A 14,983-nucleotide genomic window follows, 5' to 3' on the forward strand; every position below is an offset into this window, starting at 1 on the left:
AGATAGCCCAAGAGCAGACTAGCCATCTTCGTTGACGTACGGCAGCAAAGCAACCACACGGGCTCGCTTGATTGCCTTGGTTAGATCGCGCTGCTGCTTTGACGTCAGGCCAGTAATCCGACGAGGCAGGATTTTACCGCGCTCGGTTACGAACTTGCGAAGCAAATCTACATCTTTGTAGTCAATTTTTTCTTCTGGTTTGATCGGAGAAACCCGACGACGGAAGTAAGCCATAACCTTTTATTCTCTATATCCTTAGCTAGTCGATCTCTTGTTTACTTAATTTCCTTATGGACGGTGTGCTTGTTGCAGTGGGTGCAAAACTTTTTCAGCTCCATACGACCAGTCGTGTTACGACGGTTCTTTTGGGTGGTGTAGCGCGAAACCCCATTGGAGCGCTTGTCGGGATTAGTACGGCACTCGGTACATTCGAGTGTTATTACGAGACGGACGCCTTTTGCCATGATTGCTGGAAGAACGAAGAACTTTGTGTCAATGCAGTCTTCAATTGTGCCATAGAATCAGAAAATATGAACTTAGATTTTGTATCCTATCTAGATAGGACTATCACCTTTGTAACCTGGCGGAAGTACAGTTTCCAGGCTGAAAGCGCAAATGGCACTGGTCAGGTGGCGCATAACTCTCGTAGGCTATGCCGGCAGTGGACTGCAATGGCTTGTGCCGCTACGTAATGCTTACGGGGGTGATGTCTGTCTGTGAGAAATCATTTCCCTTGAACAACAAAGGCTCTTCTCTTGCTTTTGCAAGAGCGTATGCAAAACAATCTCCAAAGTTGAGACCTGCTGAATGCCGCCCTTTGCCATATTCACGCCAAGCAGCCGCTGCGAGGACAGTTTGAACCTTATCAAAGGGTACAACTTTGAAATCGGCTTCATATACGAACAGTTCTAACTCCGTTCTACCCAGCGCCTGTTTTCGCGATTCAATTACCAAGTAACACTCTAGAAGTGTTGAGGCCGACATCAAACGAGTACTAGCTGCGGCGATTGCATATACAAAATCCGTTCGTTCTGGTTCATCGAATAGAACCGCGACAATTGCTGAGGTATCGATAACCATTACCTTGGCAACCCATCTTCGTCATAACCAAAGATGTCGTCCGCACTTCGTTTGTCACAGTCAGGCAAAGCAGCACAGCGCAATGCAATCTCATTGAGTCGCTCAGCTAGAGGCCTTGGCTTAGAGCCTTCTTGCTCTGTTTTATGCCTAAATAATGCTTGCTGGAGAGCCGTCTTCACAGTTTCTGTCAAGCTTTGCCCTGTGAGAGCGGCAAGTTCACGAGCCATACTAAGGGCTTGTGTATCTTTGATGTTCATTCCCGCATCAGCAATAGTATAAGAGCTATACCACTCTACCATCCTCAATGTTGATACGAGTTATGGCTCTGGTTATGGCTCTATGCAGGTGTTTGCTTTTGTTCAACGCCAAATCCGACGAGAGCCAGCTTATCTAGCGGCTGGCCTTCGGGGGGGCGAATGTAGTTGAAGATACGGCGAATCCGCATCTGAGGACTGATCAAGGTGATGGAATCGACGGAGATGATGCGCGTATAGCGAGTGGTCATCAGCAATTCGCGGGTACGTGCATCAAAGCGAAAATCGGAAATGATCGGGCGATCTTCTTCGTAGGCCCGGTCGCGCAAGTAGGCGCCTTCGAGCACATACTCAGCACTCACCGTCTCATCGTTAGGCACAAAAGCTAAGTTCAGCGACTGATCTTTGACGACGCCTGCTTCAGAAACGGTATGAAAAACTAAGTGAAAGCCCGGACAGATCTGCATATCTGTACTCTGCTCAAAGCGGTTGTCCGAAAGGACTTTAGCTTTTTTGTCGGCGGTCAGCGGCTGAACTTGAAATTCGGTATGCGATCGCTCAATTACCCCTTCGCTTAAATAATGATAAGTCCGCTCAGAATCCCAGCCACCCACGCAGCTATCAAAAAACTGATGAAAAATTGCAAGCGCTGTCATAGCTAGGCATCCTGAAACTATCGTTGTCTAACGGGTCGTTGTTATCTGTCGTCATTGTCTATAGATTACAGAGAAGTTAGCTTTAGATTACAGAGAAGTTAGCTTTTCTTGAACTAGCCAATCGGTAGAATCTATATCCGATTCGTTAACTGACACGCCTAACTGATCTAGCGCCAGGATTGCCGCATATTGAAGATCCCAAATAGGTATAGTCGCGGCTGTTTTCAATTCATCAATCGCCGCCGAATTGCCAAGCTCGCCTAGGGCGATCGCGGCCGCCACTCTAGACTTTTGAAACTGCGGAGCCTTATTGTGCAGCGCCTCTACCAGCAAGTCGTAGGCTTCACTCATCTTTAGCCAGCCGCACAGCCGCATCATGTGATAATGCGCGCCGTAATCGTTGTAGCCCTCGGATCTATAACTTTCAACTAGCGCTGTCGGTGCCGCCTCTGCGTAGTTTTCTATCAGTGTTTTGCTACTCAGGTAGCAGCGGCCAAAGTCGGTGCCGTATAGCGCTTGGATGAGTTCTTCGAGAGCAGGCAGCGAGCTGTAGGAATGAACAAGCGTGACGTCATCGGGATGGTCGCGCAGGGTCTTTTCTAGCCAAGGTTTGACTTGAGAGAAAGTGATCGCATCCGCCTCTATCCCCGCTGCTGCCAGCAGCTTAATGCCCCGCAGCCGAAACACCATCGAAACCGGACACTGAGCTATGTTTGGAATTGCCTTGAAGTACTGGGCGTCGATTAAATCTTGAATACTGCCACGCCGCGCGTTCACATTCGTATTTTGCAAATAGCCTAGTATCTTCGGTATGACACTTTCATCGCCCTTTAGCCGGTAGAGAGCCGACAGCGCTGCACTGGCAATCGGTCCGCTTTCACTGCTTATAAAAGGGCGAATCCGTTCTACAGCCGGCTCATAGCCTAGAGTCGCTAGGGTGTGGATAATGGTTCGATAGCTTTGCTCAGGTCGCTCTAACTGCTTAGCCAGTTGTTCTAGCGTGGCTGAGTTGTCTGTCCCAATTTCACCGAGTGCCCAGGCCGCATTTTCGACTAGATAGTTATCTTCGTCACTTAGGCAAGCTTTGATCGCAGGTAGAGCTGCCTTTACCTTCAATCGACCTAGGCTTTCCACCGCTTTTCGTCGCACGATGCGATTATCTAGATCGGGCACCGTATTGTTCGCTGCTCGCATAAGCGCTGCGATCGCCCGCTCCGTATTAAAATTTACGAGGTGAGAGGCCGCAATATACCGGCTCGATGCCTCGTTTGAATCATCCGCAGGCCCATCTAAAATCTCAATGGCCTGATCTTCGCTCAGATTAAACAGACTAGAAAACCGATTGGTCATAGCAGTCAAAAACCGGTCAAAGGCGGCCTGCAAAACTGTTCACTGCTTATAGGATCGCATTAGAGAGCGCCTAGATCAAAAAAACAATTCGAAACCAGCTTGTAAAATGCAGCTCCCTAGATAACCTCTGTATATAACCAAACGTTTATGACTAGTCCCGGACAACCTGCCCTCTCCCACGCCGAAGCTGACGCACTTATCGTTGAAGTTCAAACTCAGCAGAACACAGGCACCTTCGATGCTACTGACGTCCAATTGATAGAGCAGCTAGTCGAAGGCTTCAACGATACTCGGGGAATGAAACGTCTAGCCTTCGCTGAGATTTTGGGTAAAGTCGGGAAACCGGCTACGCCCGCACTAATCAACGGACTAAGGCAGCATGAAAACCCGACTGTCAGACGAGCCTGTGCTAAAACCATGACGCTAATCGCCGACCCCTCGACGATTCCAACCCTTGTCCATTCATTGCTTCATGATGACGATACGGTGGTTAGAGGATCGGCTGTCGGTGCGTTAGCGGTGATGGGAGAAGCGGCCGCGCCTGTCCTGCTCGATATTATCGCCTCACCTGCCTACCCTGATAGCTCTAAAGGACTGGCAACTTGGGGGCTGTCTTTTATCGGCAGAGCTGGCGCACAGCATTTGTATCAGGCAATCGATTCTGACCAAGCCGAAGTTCGTAGCGCTGTGGTGGGTGCGCTCACTAGCCTGGCGCAAGATAATGACGACCAAGAGGCGCTAGGGTTGATTATTAGCAGCCTTAGCGATCGCTCTGCTATGGTTCGCTCTGAGGCTGCCGCCGCGCTTGGTAAACTCAGCAATCCAGACATGGTGAGCTATCTAACGACAGCGCTACCTGATAGAGATAGTGACGTTAGAAAGACAGTGGCAATGGCCCTGATGAAAATCGGAGACAGCCAGGCGATCGCACCTCTCAAGACTGCTTTAGAGAATGAAACCGACGAAGCTCTACAACCTGTTTTCCGGTTAGCCATTTCCCAGTTAGAACGAAAAGTGGAAGCGGATGATTGGGATTAGGGAAATATAAGCCACATACAGCTAGCAGATGAGTCCTTTGCAAAGCAAGAGAGCTACACCTACGGGCGCTAGATGGCTACCTTCTATGCTTTCTATATCTTGACTTTCTATATCTTGACTATGGAAACCAACGTTGCTTCCGCTTTAGAAGCTCGCAATTATCAGCAAGCTACTTGTTTGTTAAAGCAGTGGCAGCAGCAAGAGCCGTCAAGTCCTTTACTGTGGCTATACGTAGCTAAGCTGCAAGAGCAAACGAACAAATTAGCATCCGCCCAGAAAACCTATCTAGCACTATTAAAACAATCTGCCAGTACAAAGATTATTCAACAGGCAAGGGCTGGGGTACAGCGGATAGAAAATCTTCAAAAAACGGTAAAAGGTCAGGCAATACAAGCAAAAGTCAGCGCGAATGGTGCAGAATTAGCGATCTTAGCGATCGCCTCTCTTCCACCTTCTAACCCACTTAGCCAGTCAGTAACCAATCAAGTCGCCAACCAAGCCACTAATCGAGCCGCTAAGTACGAAACGAGTCAAGCCACGAAAGCCGCCATTGAGAGCATCGCTAGCGTCTTCAATCTCGATCTCTACACCGCTCGTCTAAAGCTGCCGAATAGCGGATTGCGCATTCATCGTATCGGCCCTTGGGTTGAAGTCGATTACTATGCCCAGCAACTGGCCGCTCCCTGCTTCTGCGTCAAGATTAGTCAAATTAAGTCTCTTCAAACGTTTCAAGTCAAATACTTTGAAGCACTTTCACCTAACCTAGTTGTAGTATGCAAAAACGCAGATGGGCAGCTCGGTAGAATCAGCTTCGACACAGCAGAAGTCAGCCAGGTTATCAGCGCTCAGCTGCCTATTTTTGAGCAAGTTGTAGATTTAGGTAGTTGGGGTAGAACAGTCTATAAAGAAAGGGTGCTGGACTATGCACAAGTATTGGATTTGCAGTTGCCAGGAAGACAGATTGTGCTGAGGATATGCGATCGCCTCTACCAATATCAAAAGGGCATTACCCTTGGTACAACCACCGAACTCAGCAGCCGGATTCAGTGGAATGAATTGCGATCGCAGCTAATCAAAACCAGCAGTGATCGACACCATAGCGACTTTTCTAAATTTAGCGAAAGTGCTCTAGAATTTGTTCCGCTTCTACCGGCAATCTCCCCAAATCTAGACCTAAATCGCCGCGCTCCTAGCGACTGGGATCTTGTCTTTCATCTCTACAGTAGTCTCTGCTACTTCAGCTCTACAAAGTACACGGCTAAGACAAAACAGTGATAAGCCTATGCGTAGCTTTTGTAGTCCGCAGCTAATGGGGTGGGTAGGTATGTCCTCCACAGATCTGCAAATCGAATTTTAGGCGATGACCAAGGCTTAAATGGACCGCTCCAGTGAATTAGCTTAGCCTCAGATAAGAATTTTTCACCAGAGGCTAGGAACAGATTTGTAACCGCTGGATGAGTACCATAGCCGCAGCGATTCCAGTTCTTGTCGGCCTGTAAGTAGTCTTTGAACATGAGATTAAAAACAGGCTCATCTCCCAAGGTATATAGCTTATAGTTGCTTTTGGCATCTAGGCTTAGATAATAATTTAGACGCTCATAAGTCTTCTCGTTCCAGAAAGAGAGATTGGTGAACCAAACGCCTGCATTAAATGTTTGTTTGAACTTTGGAATCTCTTCTCTCATCTTCATGAAATTGCTAAAATAGAAGATGCATGGGTAAAAGTGGGGGATAGATCCAAAGTAGCAATGTTCGTCTAGAGCCTTTGTATAGGCGTATAGCTCTGCGATATCTCCTAAAACGATCAAGTCCGTATCGAGATAGATGACTCTCTCTAGATCTTCAAAGGCGTCTCTAAAGAAAAACCGAGAGTATTGAATGTAGCGACTATTTCTTCGATCTTCTGTCTTTTCTTTGAATCGCTTGTCTAGATACTCTTGCATAAACGCGGGTGGTAGATACGATTTTACTCGCCACTGCGCAGCTAACGAAGGGAGCGCTTCTCTAATTTTCTTCTCAAAGAACTGTTCTTCTCCAGGAGGCACCAATACATTAAACCGAATAGTATCAGGATTGCTAGCATTGCTTACAATAGAATTCATCGCCACAATCAACGATAGCCAGATTTTTCTATTGAGAGAAAAGACGATTTCTACATTCATTCCCTTAATTGTCATCAATTGCTAAAACGTCAGCATCATTCAGCGCTTATTATACAAGGCGGGTCCTGAGGCCCATCAGAGGGCAACTATTTCTATCTATAGAGTTTGCTCTCAATACTTGTAGGTAGAATTAGCAAAAATATGTTGCTACGAACCCCTTGATCAAAAACAGCGGTCAGAATTAATGAGCAGTCCTACGGAGTCGACTCAATCAGCATTAGATTCAACTTCAGACTTAGTATCAGAGGTTCAAGCAACAGAAAACGACTCACAGCCTGTAACGATAGTCGATGAGCACTTAGCTAAGCTAGAGCCTATCTACTTTGTCAGTGGACTTGGCGCTGATGAGCGAGTTTTTCAATGGCTGCGCTACGAGGGCTATCGGCCAGTCCACATTCGTTGGATATTGCCAGAACCTAATGAACCAATCGCTGACTATGCTAAGCGGCTAACAGCGCAGATACAAGATGAATGTCCGATTATAGTGGGCCTTTCTTTCGGTGGTTTGATTGCCGTAGAAATTGCTAAACAGATCGAAACTAAACAGGTAGTTCTACTCTCTAGCGCTAAGGATAGCTCAGAAGTACCTTTTTACTTCAAGCTATTTCGGGTCTTTCCGCTTCATCGAATTCTTCCGTTCAAAAGCTTACTTTGGGCAGTGTATTGGTTGCTCTATTGGCTGTTTGCACCAGAAGGAGATGAGCAGAAGCAGCTGCTCAAGACGATACTAATAGAAACCGATCCGCACTTCTTGAAATGGGCTTTGCACAAAGTGGTAACCTGGAAAAATCAGGAGATTCCAGATGGCCTAGTGCATATTCACGGGAAGAGCGATCGCATCTTTCCCTATTGGTTCGTCAATCCCAATTACAGCTTAGAAAGAAGCGGGCACTTGATGGTAATGAACCGAGCCGAAGAAGTCTCTGAGCTGTTAGAGCAGCTAATTATACGGGCATGACTTTGACCGTATTGAACCTTGGCTATATGGCTGCAACTGTCTATTCCCAGAAGGTTGGATGAGAAAACTGATAGCCGGTACTTTTAATTTTTGCATTAGAAACACGGACATTTTTGCGGGTACTAGGTTGCGTCTCGTCCCAGAGCACCGGTGAGAGCTGATGGTGATCGCACACTTCGCTAATGAGTTCTCGAATAGTCGGTACTTCGTCTTGAACAAGATTGTATAGGCCCGATAGCTGCTGCTGTCTTGCCCAGTCGATGCCGCCTACAATGTCATCGAGATAAACCCAATTAGTCCCCTCGTTACCCTTGCCGGGTCTAGTTGTCCCAGCCGCTCGGCTGTATATTTTCCCTAACGTTCTACCAGGACCGTAGATACCACCTAGCCGTAAGATACAAACCTTTCTCTGCGGCATAATCGCAGACAGTAACGTTTGCTCAGTCGCCTCAATAATTTTTCCATTTTCAGTGATTGGTGAGGGCGGCATCAGCTCGGTAACCCAGGCACCATGATGCTCTCCGTAAACAGAGCAGGTACTCGTATAAATGATCTGTTGCACATCAGTGCTAGGAAGAACTTCTGTCAGTGTTCTAGCGGTTCCTAAGTAGGTATCTCTATAGCTAGCGTCCTTGTGCGACCCTACACACAGCAACACGACTTGTCTGTCAACCAATGCGTCTCGCATTTGCGAAGCGTTCGTTCCAATGGCAATGCGAACGTCATCTGCTAGCTGGCTAAGCGCTTCAACTCGTGATTGACGGGTAGTTGTAACGAGTAAATCAAAGCCTTTGGCTCGCCATAGCTTTGCAACCGCTGTGCCGACATATCCGCAGCCAATAATTGCAGCTTTCATACTAGGTTCTATCAGTAACAGCAGTTCGCAACCCAATCAAGATCTTCAAATCCTCTTATGCTCACCGCGCACAGTACTCACAAAAAGAAAACATATCAGCTAAGACGATTCTCAAGATCTCGCTGAACCAGTGCTAGCCGGGGCAAAGGCAATCGGGTTTTGGTCGTATCGGTTGCGGTTAGAAATGGGTGGGCCTTGTTGAGTTCCGACTAGGCTAGCGGTGCTTTCTAAAGCAGTGCGTAGCTGTTTAGCAGCATAGATAGACATATCGCGAGGAACGTTGATGCGATCGCGCAGATATCTCAAAGCAGCATCACTACCCTCTGGAGGTCGACAAGCATCTTGTGTCATCATCTGTGTCAGCGCGCAGCGTAGCGCTTCATCAAATAGCGAATCGTCGGCGGGGTTCGCACGAATGATGTTCTGCCGATGCTTAATAACCCTAGCTAATGCTTCAGCTTTAGCCGTAGCCGGTTCTGGGTAGGTAACATCGGGCAGACCATACCATGGGCCTTGGTCCACCCGACGCTGATTGATTTTAGTTCTTGAATCATTATTTTCATAGCAGCCACCCATCTGGGGCGGTAAGTCATGCACATGGGTATGAAAATCGCTTTGGGTGCCCCGGTAGGTTAGTCGGCTCTCCATCGCATCAAACCAATCAGACAATTTGGGATTTTCCTCTCGCAAAGAATAGCCTTTGTAATAGTAGAGACTCGCATTCATCCGCTCTACATAAGGCGTAAAGACAATATCCGCGGTACTAAAATCCGATAAGAAGTAAGGACCTGGCGTTTGTGCTAATGCTGTTTCTACGCTAGCCACCACACGGACAAACTGCTCTCGGTTGTTCTTTTCTTGCCCAAACCAACCTGACGGTTGACAAAGCCAGCTACACCACGCTCTGAACAACAGTCTTTCTAGCTGTCGCAAAGGCAGCACTTGAGCATCTCTCATGCCAGGGCCTAATGTACCAAATTCCTTTTCTAGAGCGATCAGGATATCATCGCTTTCTGTAATGATGTGGCCATCGATTGATAGAGCCGGTAGCATCCCAGAGGGCACTATTCGTTTATACCAGGCCTCCTTCTGGCCGTAGCAAAACATAGTGACTTTCTCGATACGGTAAGGGACTCGTTTTTCCTCTAGCCACAGCCAGACCTTTTGACAGTAAGGGCACCAAGCATGATTGTCGCGGTAGAGAGTAACGCGGACCTCAGCTTCTGACCGGCCAAATAGACGAAGCCGTGACTGAGCATTCGTAGGGCCGTTAATAGGATCGAGGCTAAAGTCAGTGAGTTCAGCGAGTTCAGTCCAGGAAAGGGAAGGCATGGCGTAGGGGGCTGATTAATATCGTAGAAATTTGCGCTGCTTGGGCTACGCGTCTTGAAGAGTCGTCCGCTTGTTCATACATTACCGACTTTGAAAGATATTTTGTACCATTTGTTTTCTGCAAGCGGCTGAGGCGTTATCAAGTTCTGTGATCTCGGCGGTAGTCAGGTGCCAACCCAGTGCCCCTGTATTCTGCTGAGCCTGCTGTACAGTCTTCGCACCAGGAATCGGGATAGTCCCTTTACAGATACACCAGTTGATAGCAGTTTGAGCCATCGTCTTTTCGTTAGCCTTGGCAATCGCTCTAAGGCAGTTTAATAGAGGCTGAACATCAGGGAGAATCTGCCCAAGCGCAAATCTTCTTAGACCCTTCGGCAGATCCGCCTTTTGAGTGTACTTACCCGTGAGAAGGCCTAGCGCTAGTGGGCTGTATGCAATCAGTTGAATACCAAGATCGTCACAAACGGATTTGAGATCTAGTTCTGAAATTGGGTAGGTAGATAAAAGAGAATATTGGACTTGCAGGGTGCAAACTTTGACACCCTGATCTGCTAGGCGTTGATGTGCCCAGCGTAGGCGTTTAGGACCATAGTTAGAGAGACCAAGACCCTTGGCACTGCCTCGCTGACAGAGTTCAGCTAGACCATCTAGCAGAGGACCTTCTTGAAAGGGAAGATAATTGGCGGTTGACCAGTGCATTTGTACGATGTCTAGCTGACCAAGTCGCTGCGCAGAAGCCTGACCCGCTGCCAGCATAGACCGTTTACTGAGTCGCCAGGGGTAGGGCGCTAGTTTTGTGGCCAAGCAAATTTTTTCTTTGTTTTGACCGCTATAGCTAGCACTGAACTGACCAAGCAGGGTTTCGCTCTGTCCGCTCAGCCTACCCGTGCCGTAAGAATCACCCGTATCGAAGAGCGTTACCCCACGACTAACACAGTGATTGAAAACAGCTTGCAGTTGATCATTCATGCTCTCTTGATAGTTCCAGAGCAAACGATTACCCCAAGCCCAGGTGCCACAGCCCATTTTTGGAAGGGGAGGAAGCGCAGTAGCAGGAGAGTGCATGGAGAGAGAGAACGAATGACTGTTTTATCTTCCCACAAAGGGGGAAAGCAGATGGGAAAGGTATCAGTACGGAGTTAAATACTATACTCTCTATACCCTGCTCCTTAGAGATGCACTTTGTGTTTAAAGACCTTGCTAGACAAGGGCGACCCTTTAAAGGGGCACAGCATCCATAGGGTTTACGCTAACAGTTGACTAAACGCTGCTTGGAAAAGGGCTTTACAGGGTTAGGGCAATCTGGATATGGTCGATCTATCACCGCAAAGGAAAGAGATTGCTTTCTCTTTGTTGTTTAAGTTATAGGTTTAGGTCATATTGATTATGAATGCTTAAAAATAACCAAAAATATTGACATGAGCAATCGCTAGCTTAATACGATTGTATGTAGTGAATTTAGCGGGCTCATGTTGTTGCAACCCGTGCTTTATGAAATTGTGTTACAAATTTCCTGGGAAGATGAATGAGTTGTTGTAGTTCTTACAAACATAAAGACGGGTAAGTATGGAGACAACCAAGGTTTGTTTTAGGTCTATGTGCTTATGTAGCGCTTACGCAAGATATATTCCAACAGTTTTTTGATGATAGGTATCTGCGTCAAAAAGACTTATTCTTCAAAAGGATATCTACTTCACAAAGACTTACAAAGACGTAGAAGAAGTCTAGGAATAACTATGCTAGTACTAGTTCTAGATAGGAGTTGGCAGCGATATTATCTTCCCTTTGTAGGATTGGTAAAATTCTGGCTATAGTGCCTTCTTTCAATATTTCTATAGAAGTGAAAGTGATAGATGGGCTGAAAGTATATGACAAGTAAAGAATACATGGAATGAAGCCTTGTGAAATCGGGGTGACATGGGTATCAGGTAGAGGCTGAAGTTTGCTTAGGGTAAGACGTTTATGAAACGGTGGAACGAGCTGATGGTGGGCTATGCGCTAGGCACGCTGACGCATCAGGAGCACCGGGAGCTACTACAGCTAGCAATCGATAATCCTCAGCTGATGTTAGATGCGGTTCGCTTGAGGCACATGAGTGCTGTGCAAATCGCACAAAAGGTGGATTGGCCAACGGAGGGATTTGAGGTAGGTGCAGAAGGATGGGCAGATACGGCAACGCGATCGCTTAGATTAGCGCTACCTGAACCCATTGCCTCTGAGCTAAATGAGGTTTCGCCAGCACCCGATTGTGCTCTATCAGATGTCTCGTCATATGGTTCAAACGATAGAGAACATCGCCAATTAAACCCACACCTCAACCCACACCACCTCGGAGATAGCCCAGTTGAGCTGCCTAAACCTGACCAGGTATCAGAAGCACCTTCCGATAGAATGAGAAGATCCTCAGCTATCTGGCGCTTGTTTTTTAGAAAAGGCATATGGCGCTGGATAATGGTGCTTGGACTAATACTATTCGGAATTGACTACTGGCGAGTACGACAACTCTTAGCAATCACGCAAGGTAAAGTTCTTCAGCTAGAAAAGGCAATATACCAGCGACCTGAGGCAATTGACTGGCGATCTTTAGAAGGCCAAAGTCGAGTAAGAGTGGGCAGCGTCAAGGTAAAGGCGTCCAAGATAGATAGGGAAAGATAAATGGGCTGGCCAGATCGGCTACGACAAGGAGCTATTGGACTTTGGCAAGATGCGAGTGGTCGTCTTGGCCGATGGCTACCTACGGACGTCGCCCAGCTACAAAGAGCCTATGCTGATGCTCAGACCCAGGTCACTCAGGCGCTGCTCAACAACTTCAGTGTAAGCGACGAGAAGATAGCTGAAATTCTAGCTAAGGTGCGAGCTGAGCTACCGACAACAGAAGCGCTGCTGATGGGTAAACCTCAAGCCGGCAAAAGTTCAATTGTGCGCGGCCTAACTGGGGTGTCCGCAGAGATTGTGGGCCAGGGCTTTAAACCACACACGCAGAACACAGCGCGCTATGCCTACCCTTCAGAAGAGCTACCGCTGCTGATTTTCACAGATACGGTAGGCCTAGGCGATATTGGTCAAAAAACAACAAGTATCGTTGAAGAGCTATCAAATGAGCTAGATAGACAGATCCACTGTGCCCAGATATTAATCTTAACAGTGAAGATTAACGACTTTGCAGTAGACCAGTTAAAGCAGATCGCGCAGCAGCTTAAGCAAAATCATCCGAATGTGCCTTGTTTGCTAGCTGTGACCTGTCTGCATGAACTCTATCCGCTACAGCAAGACGATCATCCTCCTTATCCACCAACAGATGCAGAGATACAGAGAGCTTTCTTAGAGCTACAGTCCTCTTTCTCAAGCTGCTTTGATCAAGCCGTTCTACTAGACTTTACGCTAGAAGAAGACGGCTACACGCCTGTGTTCTATGGTCAGGCAGCTCTAAGAGATACCCTAGCAGAGCTGCTACCGGCAGCAGAGGCAAAGGCAATCTATCAGCTCATTGATGAGCAAGATCAAGTAGGCCATCAGCTAGGCAATTTGTATCGAGATATAGGACGGCGCTATATTTCAGCCTTTGCGGTAGCAGCGGCGACGCTGGCCGCCGTGCCTTTACCGCTTGCGACTATGCCAGTGCTAACAGCGCTACAGATCTCGATGGTAGGGCTATTAGGTCAGCTATATGGACAGAAGCTTAGTCAGTCGCAAGCAGGGGGGGTAGCCAGTGCGATCGCGGGCGGTTTTTTTGCTCAGGCGATTGGCCGCGAGCTAGTTAAATTTATCCCAGGTTTTGGCAGCGTGGTTGCCGCTTCTTGGGCCGCCGCCTATACTTGGGCGCTGGGCGAAGGGGCTTGCGCCTATTTCGGCGATTTGATGGGCGGTAAAAAGCCAGATCCTGAGCGAATTCAGCAGGTGATGGCCGAAGCGTTTGAGTCGGCGAAGGTACGATTCAAAGCGAGTGGAATGCAGAGAAACGTTCAGCAGAACAGGGATAGAACAGGCAGTGAGTAAAGAGAAAAAGGCTTAACGAAGAACTTCGACTTTAGTTAGATAGTGACTAGATATTGATTGCCTGAACGACTGGCCGATGGCCGTAGGGATAATGAACGACGCTAAGGTATCCCAGGCAAAGTGCTAGGCAGTTTTTGGGTAAAGTGTCTGCGAAATCAGCTGGCGTAGAATCAGACTCTAGTCCTCTTGTGAGCACCTGTCTGAGTAGCTTTTGAATGCTGGGAGTGGGCGCGATCACCAAACCGGTCACCAACGGCGCGTCTAGCCAACAAGTCCGCCTCAAGTGCTGCTGCCAATCTTCTAGGAAATCAGCCTTTTGTGCTTCTAAACGAAGCATATTGGGATGCTGCTGTATCAGCGAGCGAAGCCAGTGTTGTTCCTGATCTGTTGATACGCAAAAATCAATCGGCAGATCCTCAAGCCGCTCTGCCAAGCGCTGAAAGTGCTGAGCGCCCATCGCATCATCTTGTTGCCCGCTAGGCACAAGCAGTAGGCGTAGTCCTCGTTTATTCACTTTGAGTTTGGGTAATGGCTCACTGAGTGCAGTTGTCTGATTAAGCTGGTGAATCTGTACGCGCCCACTCAGTTGGGGAATTTCAGAACGTAATATTTCAGAATGTGATATTTCAGAATGAGGGGGTCCAAAAGTCAGTGTGCCAAAGAATACTAGCTCGCTAATCCCACAGTTGGACTGCTGCAAGCTATGGTGGCAGTCGGGCGGTAGCCCTAGCGCGGTGCTCAACAGCGCATGGATGGTGCCACTATGACTCACGACTAAAAGCGTACTGCCCATATGACGCGGCAGTATCTTCGTCCAAAAGCTGCGCCCCTCATGGTAGAGCTGTTGCACTGGGAAATACGTTTCTGCGGCGACAGAATGTTCCCCCTTGGTTGAATTCTCTGATTCCATAGGCAGTGCAAACTGGGCAGGACGCTGTTGCCATTGCCAGTACAGGATAGGAAACTGTTGCTTCACGTACTTGTAGCTCAATCCTTCCCAGACAGAAAGCGAAATTTCTTTGAGCTCACCACTTACCACAACCGGTGGGGAGCTAATCGGGGCCATCGCCTTGACAATCTCATGAGCCGTTTGTTGAACTCGGCGCAGGGGACTGGTATAGATCAAATCGATCGGGGTGGTTACTGATAATTGCTTCAGATACTGTCCGACTAACCGCGCGGTTTCTTGCCCCTGCTGAGTGAGTTCAGACTGATTGGAGCTACCCTGATAGCGACCTTGGTCGTTGAATGTACTGCGTCCATGTCGAACCAGAATAACGCGGGTGATTGGTTGCATATCA

The 14,983-nt window shown here is 47.9% G+C and carries 16 protein-coding genes; 5 read left to right on the forward strand and 11 right to left on the reverse strand.

Going from position 1 to position 14,983, the window contains the following annotated elements; genetic code table 11:
- Positions 1 to 18 precede the first annotated feature (18 nt).
- The 6 genes from rpsR to S7335_RS01495 form a co-directional block, all read right to left on the reverse strand.
- Positions 19 to 234, reverse strand: coding sequence for a 30S ribosomal protein S18 (gene rpsR / locus S7335_RS01470; protein WP_006456672.1), 216 nt, complete (start codon positions 232 to 234; stop codon positions 19 to 21).
- 41 nt (positions 235 to 275) lie between these two features.
- Positions 276 to 464 carry a 50S ribosomal protein L33 gene (rpmG, locus tag S7335_RS26550; RefSeq protein ID WP_071776896.1) on the reverse strand — a complete coding sequence of 63 codons (189 nt, stop codon included), beginning with the start codon at positions 462 to 464 and terminating at the stop codon, positions 276 to 278.
- Positions 465 to 684: 220 nt separating this feature from the next.
- On the reverse strand, positions 685 to 1,080 hold the full coding sequence (locus tag S7335_RS01480; protein ID WP_006456807.1) for a type II toxin-antitoxin system VapC family toxin: 396 nt from the start codon (positions 1,078 to 1,080) through the stop codon (positions 685 to 687).
- Positions 1,080 to 1,379, reverse strand: coding sequence for a type II toxin-antitoxin system VapB family antitoxin (locus tag S7335_RS01485; protein WP_369791670.1), 300 nt, complete (start codon positions 1,377 to 1,379; stop codon positions 1,080 to 1,082). Before S7335_RS01485 ends, S7335_RS01480 begins: the two co-directional genes overlap by 1 nt.
- 38 nt (positions 1,380 to 1,417) lie before the next feature.
- Positions 1,418 to 1,990, reverse strand: a complete 573-nt coding sequence (locus tag S7335_RS01490; RefSeq protein ID WP_006455043.1) for a phycobiliprotein lyase — start codon at positions 1,988 to 1,990, stop codon at positions 1,418 to 1,420.
- An 87-nt stretch (positions 1,991 to 2,077) separates the two neighbouring features.
- Positions 2,078 to 3,340, reverse strand: a complete 1,263-nt coding sequence (locus S7335_RS01495) for a HEAT repeat domain-containing protein (RefSeq protein ID WP_038016746.1) — start codon at positions 3,338 to 3,340, stop codon at positions 2,078 to 2,080.
- Positions 3,341 to 3,487: 147 nt separating this feature from the next.
- Here S7335_RS01495 and S7335_RS01500 point away from each other — a divergent pair, with 147 nt between their 5' ends.
- Positions 3,488 to 4,378, forward strand: a complete 891-nt coding sequence (locus tag S7335_RS01500) for a HEAT repeat domain-containing protein (protein ID WP_006455599.1) — start codon at positions 3,488 to 3,490, stop codon at positions 4,376 to 4,378.
- A gap of 72 nt (positions 4,379 to 4,450) precedes the next feature.
- Complete coding sequence (locus tag S7335_RS01505) at positions 4,451 to 5,653, forward strand: tetratricopeptide repeat protein (RefSeq protein WP_006454831.1); 1,203 nt, start codon at positions 4,451 to 4,453, stop codon at positions 5,651 to 5,653.
- A 5-nt stretch (positions 5,654 to 5,658) separates the two neighbouring features.
- Here S7335_RS01505 and S7335_RS25615 read toward each other — a convergent pair whose 3' ends face one another.
- Positions 5,659 to 6,555: a glycosyl transferase family 8 gene (locus S7335_RS25615; protein ID WP_006453904.1), complete on the reverse strand. Its 897-nt coding sequence runs from the start codon at positions 6,553 to 6,555 to the stop codon at positions 5,659 to 5,661.
- 169 nt (positions 6,556 to 6,724) lie between these two features.
- On the opposite strand from S7335_RS25615, the gene S7335_RS01515 reads away from it, so the two are divergent.
- Positions 6,725 to 7,498, forward strand: coding sequence for an alpha/beta hydrolase (locus S7335_RS01515; protein ID WP_006455822.1), 774 nt, complete (start codon positions 6,725 to 6,727; stop codon positions 7,496 to 7,498).
- 40 nt (positions 7,499 to 7,538) lie between these two features.
- Here the strand turns inward: S7335_RS01515 and S7335_RS01520 are convergent, their stop codons facing one another.
- The 3 genes from S7335_RS01520 to S7335_RS01530 form a co-directional block, all read right to left on the reverse strand.
- Complete coding sequence (locus S7335_RS01520) at positions 7,539 to 8,354, reverse strand: SDR family oxidoreductase (RefSeq protein WP_006455593.1); 816 nt, start codon at positions 8,352 to 8,354, stop codon at positions 7,539 to 7,541.
- A 111-nt stretch (positions 8,355 to 8,465) separates the two neighbouring features.
- Positions 8,466 to 9,686, reverse strand: coding sequence for a glutathione S-transferase family protein (locus S7335_RS01525; RefSeq protein ID WP_006457459.1), 1,221 nt, complete (start codon positions 9,684 to 9,686; stop codon positions 8,466 to 8,468).
- Positions 9,687 to 9,767: 81 nt separating this feature from the next.
- Positions 9,768 to 10,751: an aldo/keto reductase gene (locus S7335_RS01530; RefSeq protein WP_006453947.1), complete on the reverse strand. Its 984-nt coding sequence runs from the start codon at positions 10,749 to 10,751 to the stop codon at positions 9,768 to 9,770.
- Positions 10,752 to 11,648: 897 nt separating this feature from the next.
- Here S7335_RS01530 and S7335_RS01535 point away from each other — a divergent pair.
- Positions 11,649 to 12,341 (forward strand): hypothetical protein, encoded by a 693-nt coding sequence (locus S7335_RS01535; RefSeq protein WP_038015402.1) that lies wholly within the window; start codon positions 11,649 to 11,651, stop codon positions 12,339 to 12,341.
- A complete protein-coding gene (locus tag S7335_RS01540) occupies positions 12,342 to 13,682 on the forward strand; it encodes a GTPase family protein (RefSeq protein ID WP_006456216.1) in 1,341 nt (446 codons plus the stop codon).
- A gap of 46 nt (positions 13,683 to 13,728) precedes the next feature.
- Here S7335_RS01540 and S7335_RS01545 read toward each other — a convergent pair whose 3' ends face one another.
- Complete coding sequence (locus S7335_RS01545; RefSeq protein ID WP_006454274.1) at positions 13,729 to 14,979, reverse strand: histidine phosphatase family protein; 1,251 nt, start codon at positions 14,977 to 14,979, stop codon at positions 13,729 to 13,731.
- Between the last annotated feature and the right edge of the window lie 4 nt (positions 14,980 to 14,983).

Source organism: Synechococcus sp. PCC 7335 (genome assembly GCF_000155595.1).
Classification (GTDB): Bacteria; Cyanobacteriota; Cyanobacteriia; order Phormidesmidales; family Phormidesmidaceae; genus Phormidesmis.

Coding starts and splice junctions, on each gene's coding strand:
- S7335_RS01545 (WP_006454274.1), bottom strand. CDS start 14,979: ATGCAACCAATCACCCGCGTTATTCTGGTTCGACATGGACGCAGTACA.
- rpsR (WP_006456672.1), bottom strand. CDS start 234: ATGGCTTACTTCCGTCGTCGGGTTTCTCCGATCAAACCAGAAGAAAAA.
- S7335_RS01490 (WP_006455043.1), bottom strand. CDS start 1,990: ATGACAGCGCTTGCAATTTTTCATCAGTTTTTTGATAGCTGCGTGGGT.
- S7335_RS01520 (WP_006455593.1), bottom strand. CDS start 8,354: ATGAAAGCTGCAATTATTGGCTGCGGATATGTCGGCACAGCGGTTGCA.
- S7335_RS01485 (WP_369791670.1), bottom strand. CDS start 1,379: ATGGTAGAGTGGTATAGCTCTTATACTATTGCTGATGCGGGAATGAAC.
- S7335_RS01525 (WP_006457459.1), bottom strand. CDS start 9,686: ATGCCTTCCCTTTCCTGGACTGAACTCGCTGAACTCACTGACTTTAGC.
- S7335_RS01515 (WP_006455822.1), top strand. CDS start 6,725: ATGAGCAGTCCTACGGAGTCGACTCAATCAGCATTAGATTCAACTTCA.
- S7335_RS01530 (WP_006453947.1), bottom strand. CDS start 10,751: ATGCACTCTCCTGCTACTGCGCTTCCTCCCCTTCCAAAAATGGGCTGT.
- S7335_RS01495 (WP_038016746.1), bottom strand. CDS start 3,340: ATGACCAATCGGTTTTCTAGTCTGTTTAATCTGAGCGAAGATCAGGCC.
- rpmG (WP_071776896.1), bottom strand. CDS start 464: ATGGCAAAAGGCGTCCGTCTCGTAATAACACTCGAATGTACCGAGTGC.
- S7335_RS01505 (WP_006454831.1), top strand. CDS start 4,451: ATGGCTACCTTCTATGCTTTCTATATCTTGACTTTCTATATCTTGACT.
- S7335_RS01540 (WP_006456216.1), top strand. CDS start 12,342: ATGGGCTGGCCAGATCGGCTACGACAAGGAGCTATTGGACTTTGGCAA.
- S7335_RS01500 (WP_006455599.1), top strand. CDS start 3,488: ATGACTAGTCCCGGACAACCTGCCCTCTCCCACGCCGAAGCTGACGCA.
- S7335_RS25615 (WP_006453904.1), bottom strand. CDS start 6,555: ATGACAATTAAGGGAATGAATGTAGAAATCGTCTTTTCTCTCAATAGA.
- S7335_RS01480 (WP_006456807.1), bottom strand. CDS start 1,080: ATGGTTATCGATACCTCAGCAATTGTCGCGGTTCTATTCGATGAACCA.
- S7335_RS01535 (WP_038015402.1), top strand. CDS start 11,649: ATGAAACGGTGGAACGAGCTGATGGTGGGCTATGCGCTAGGCACGCTG.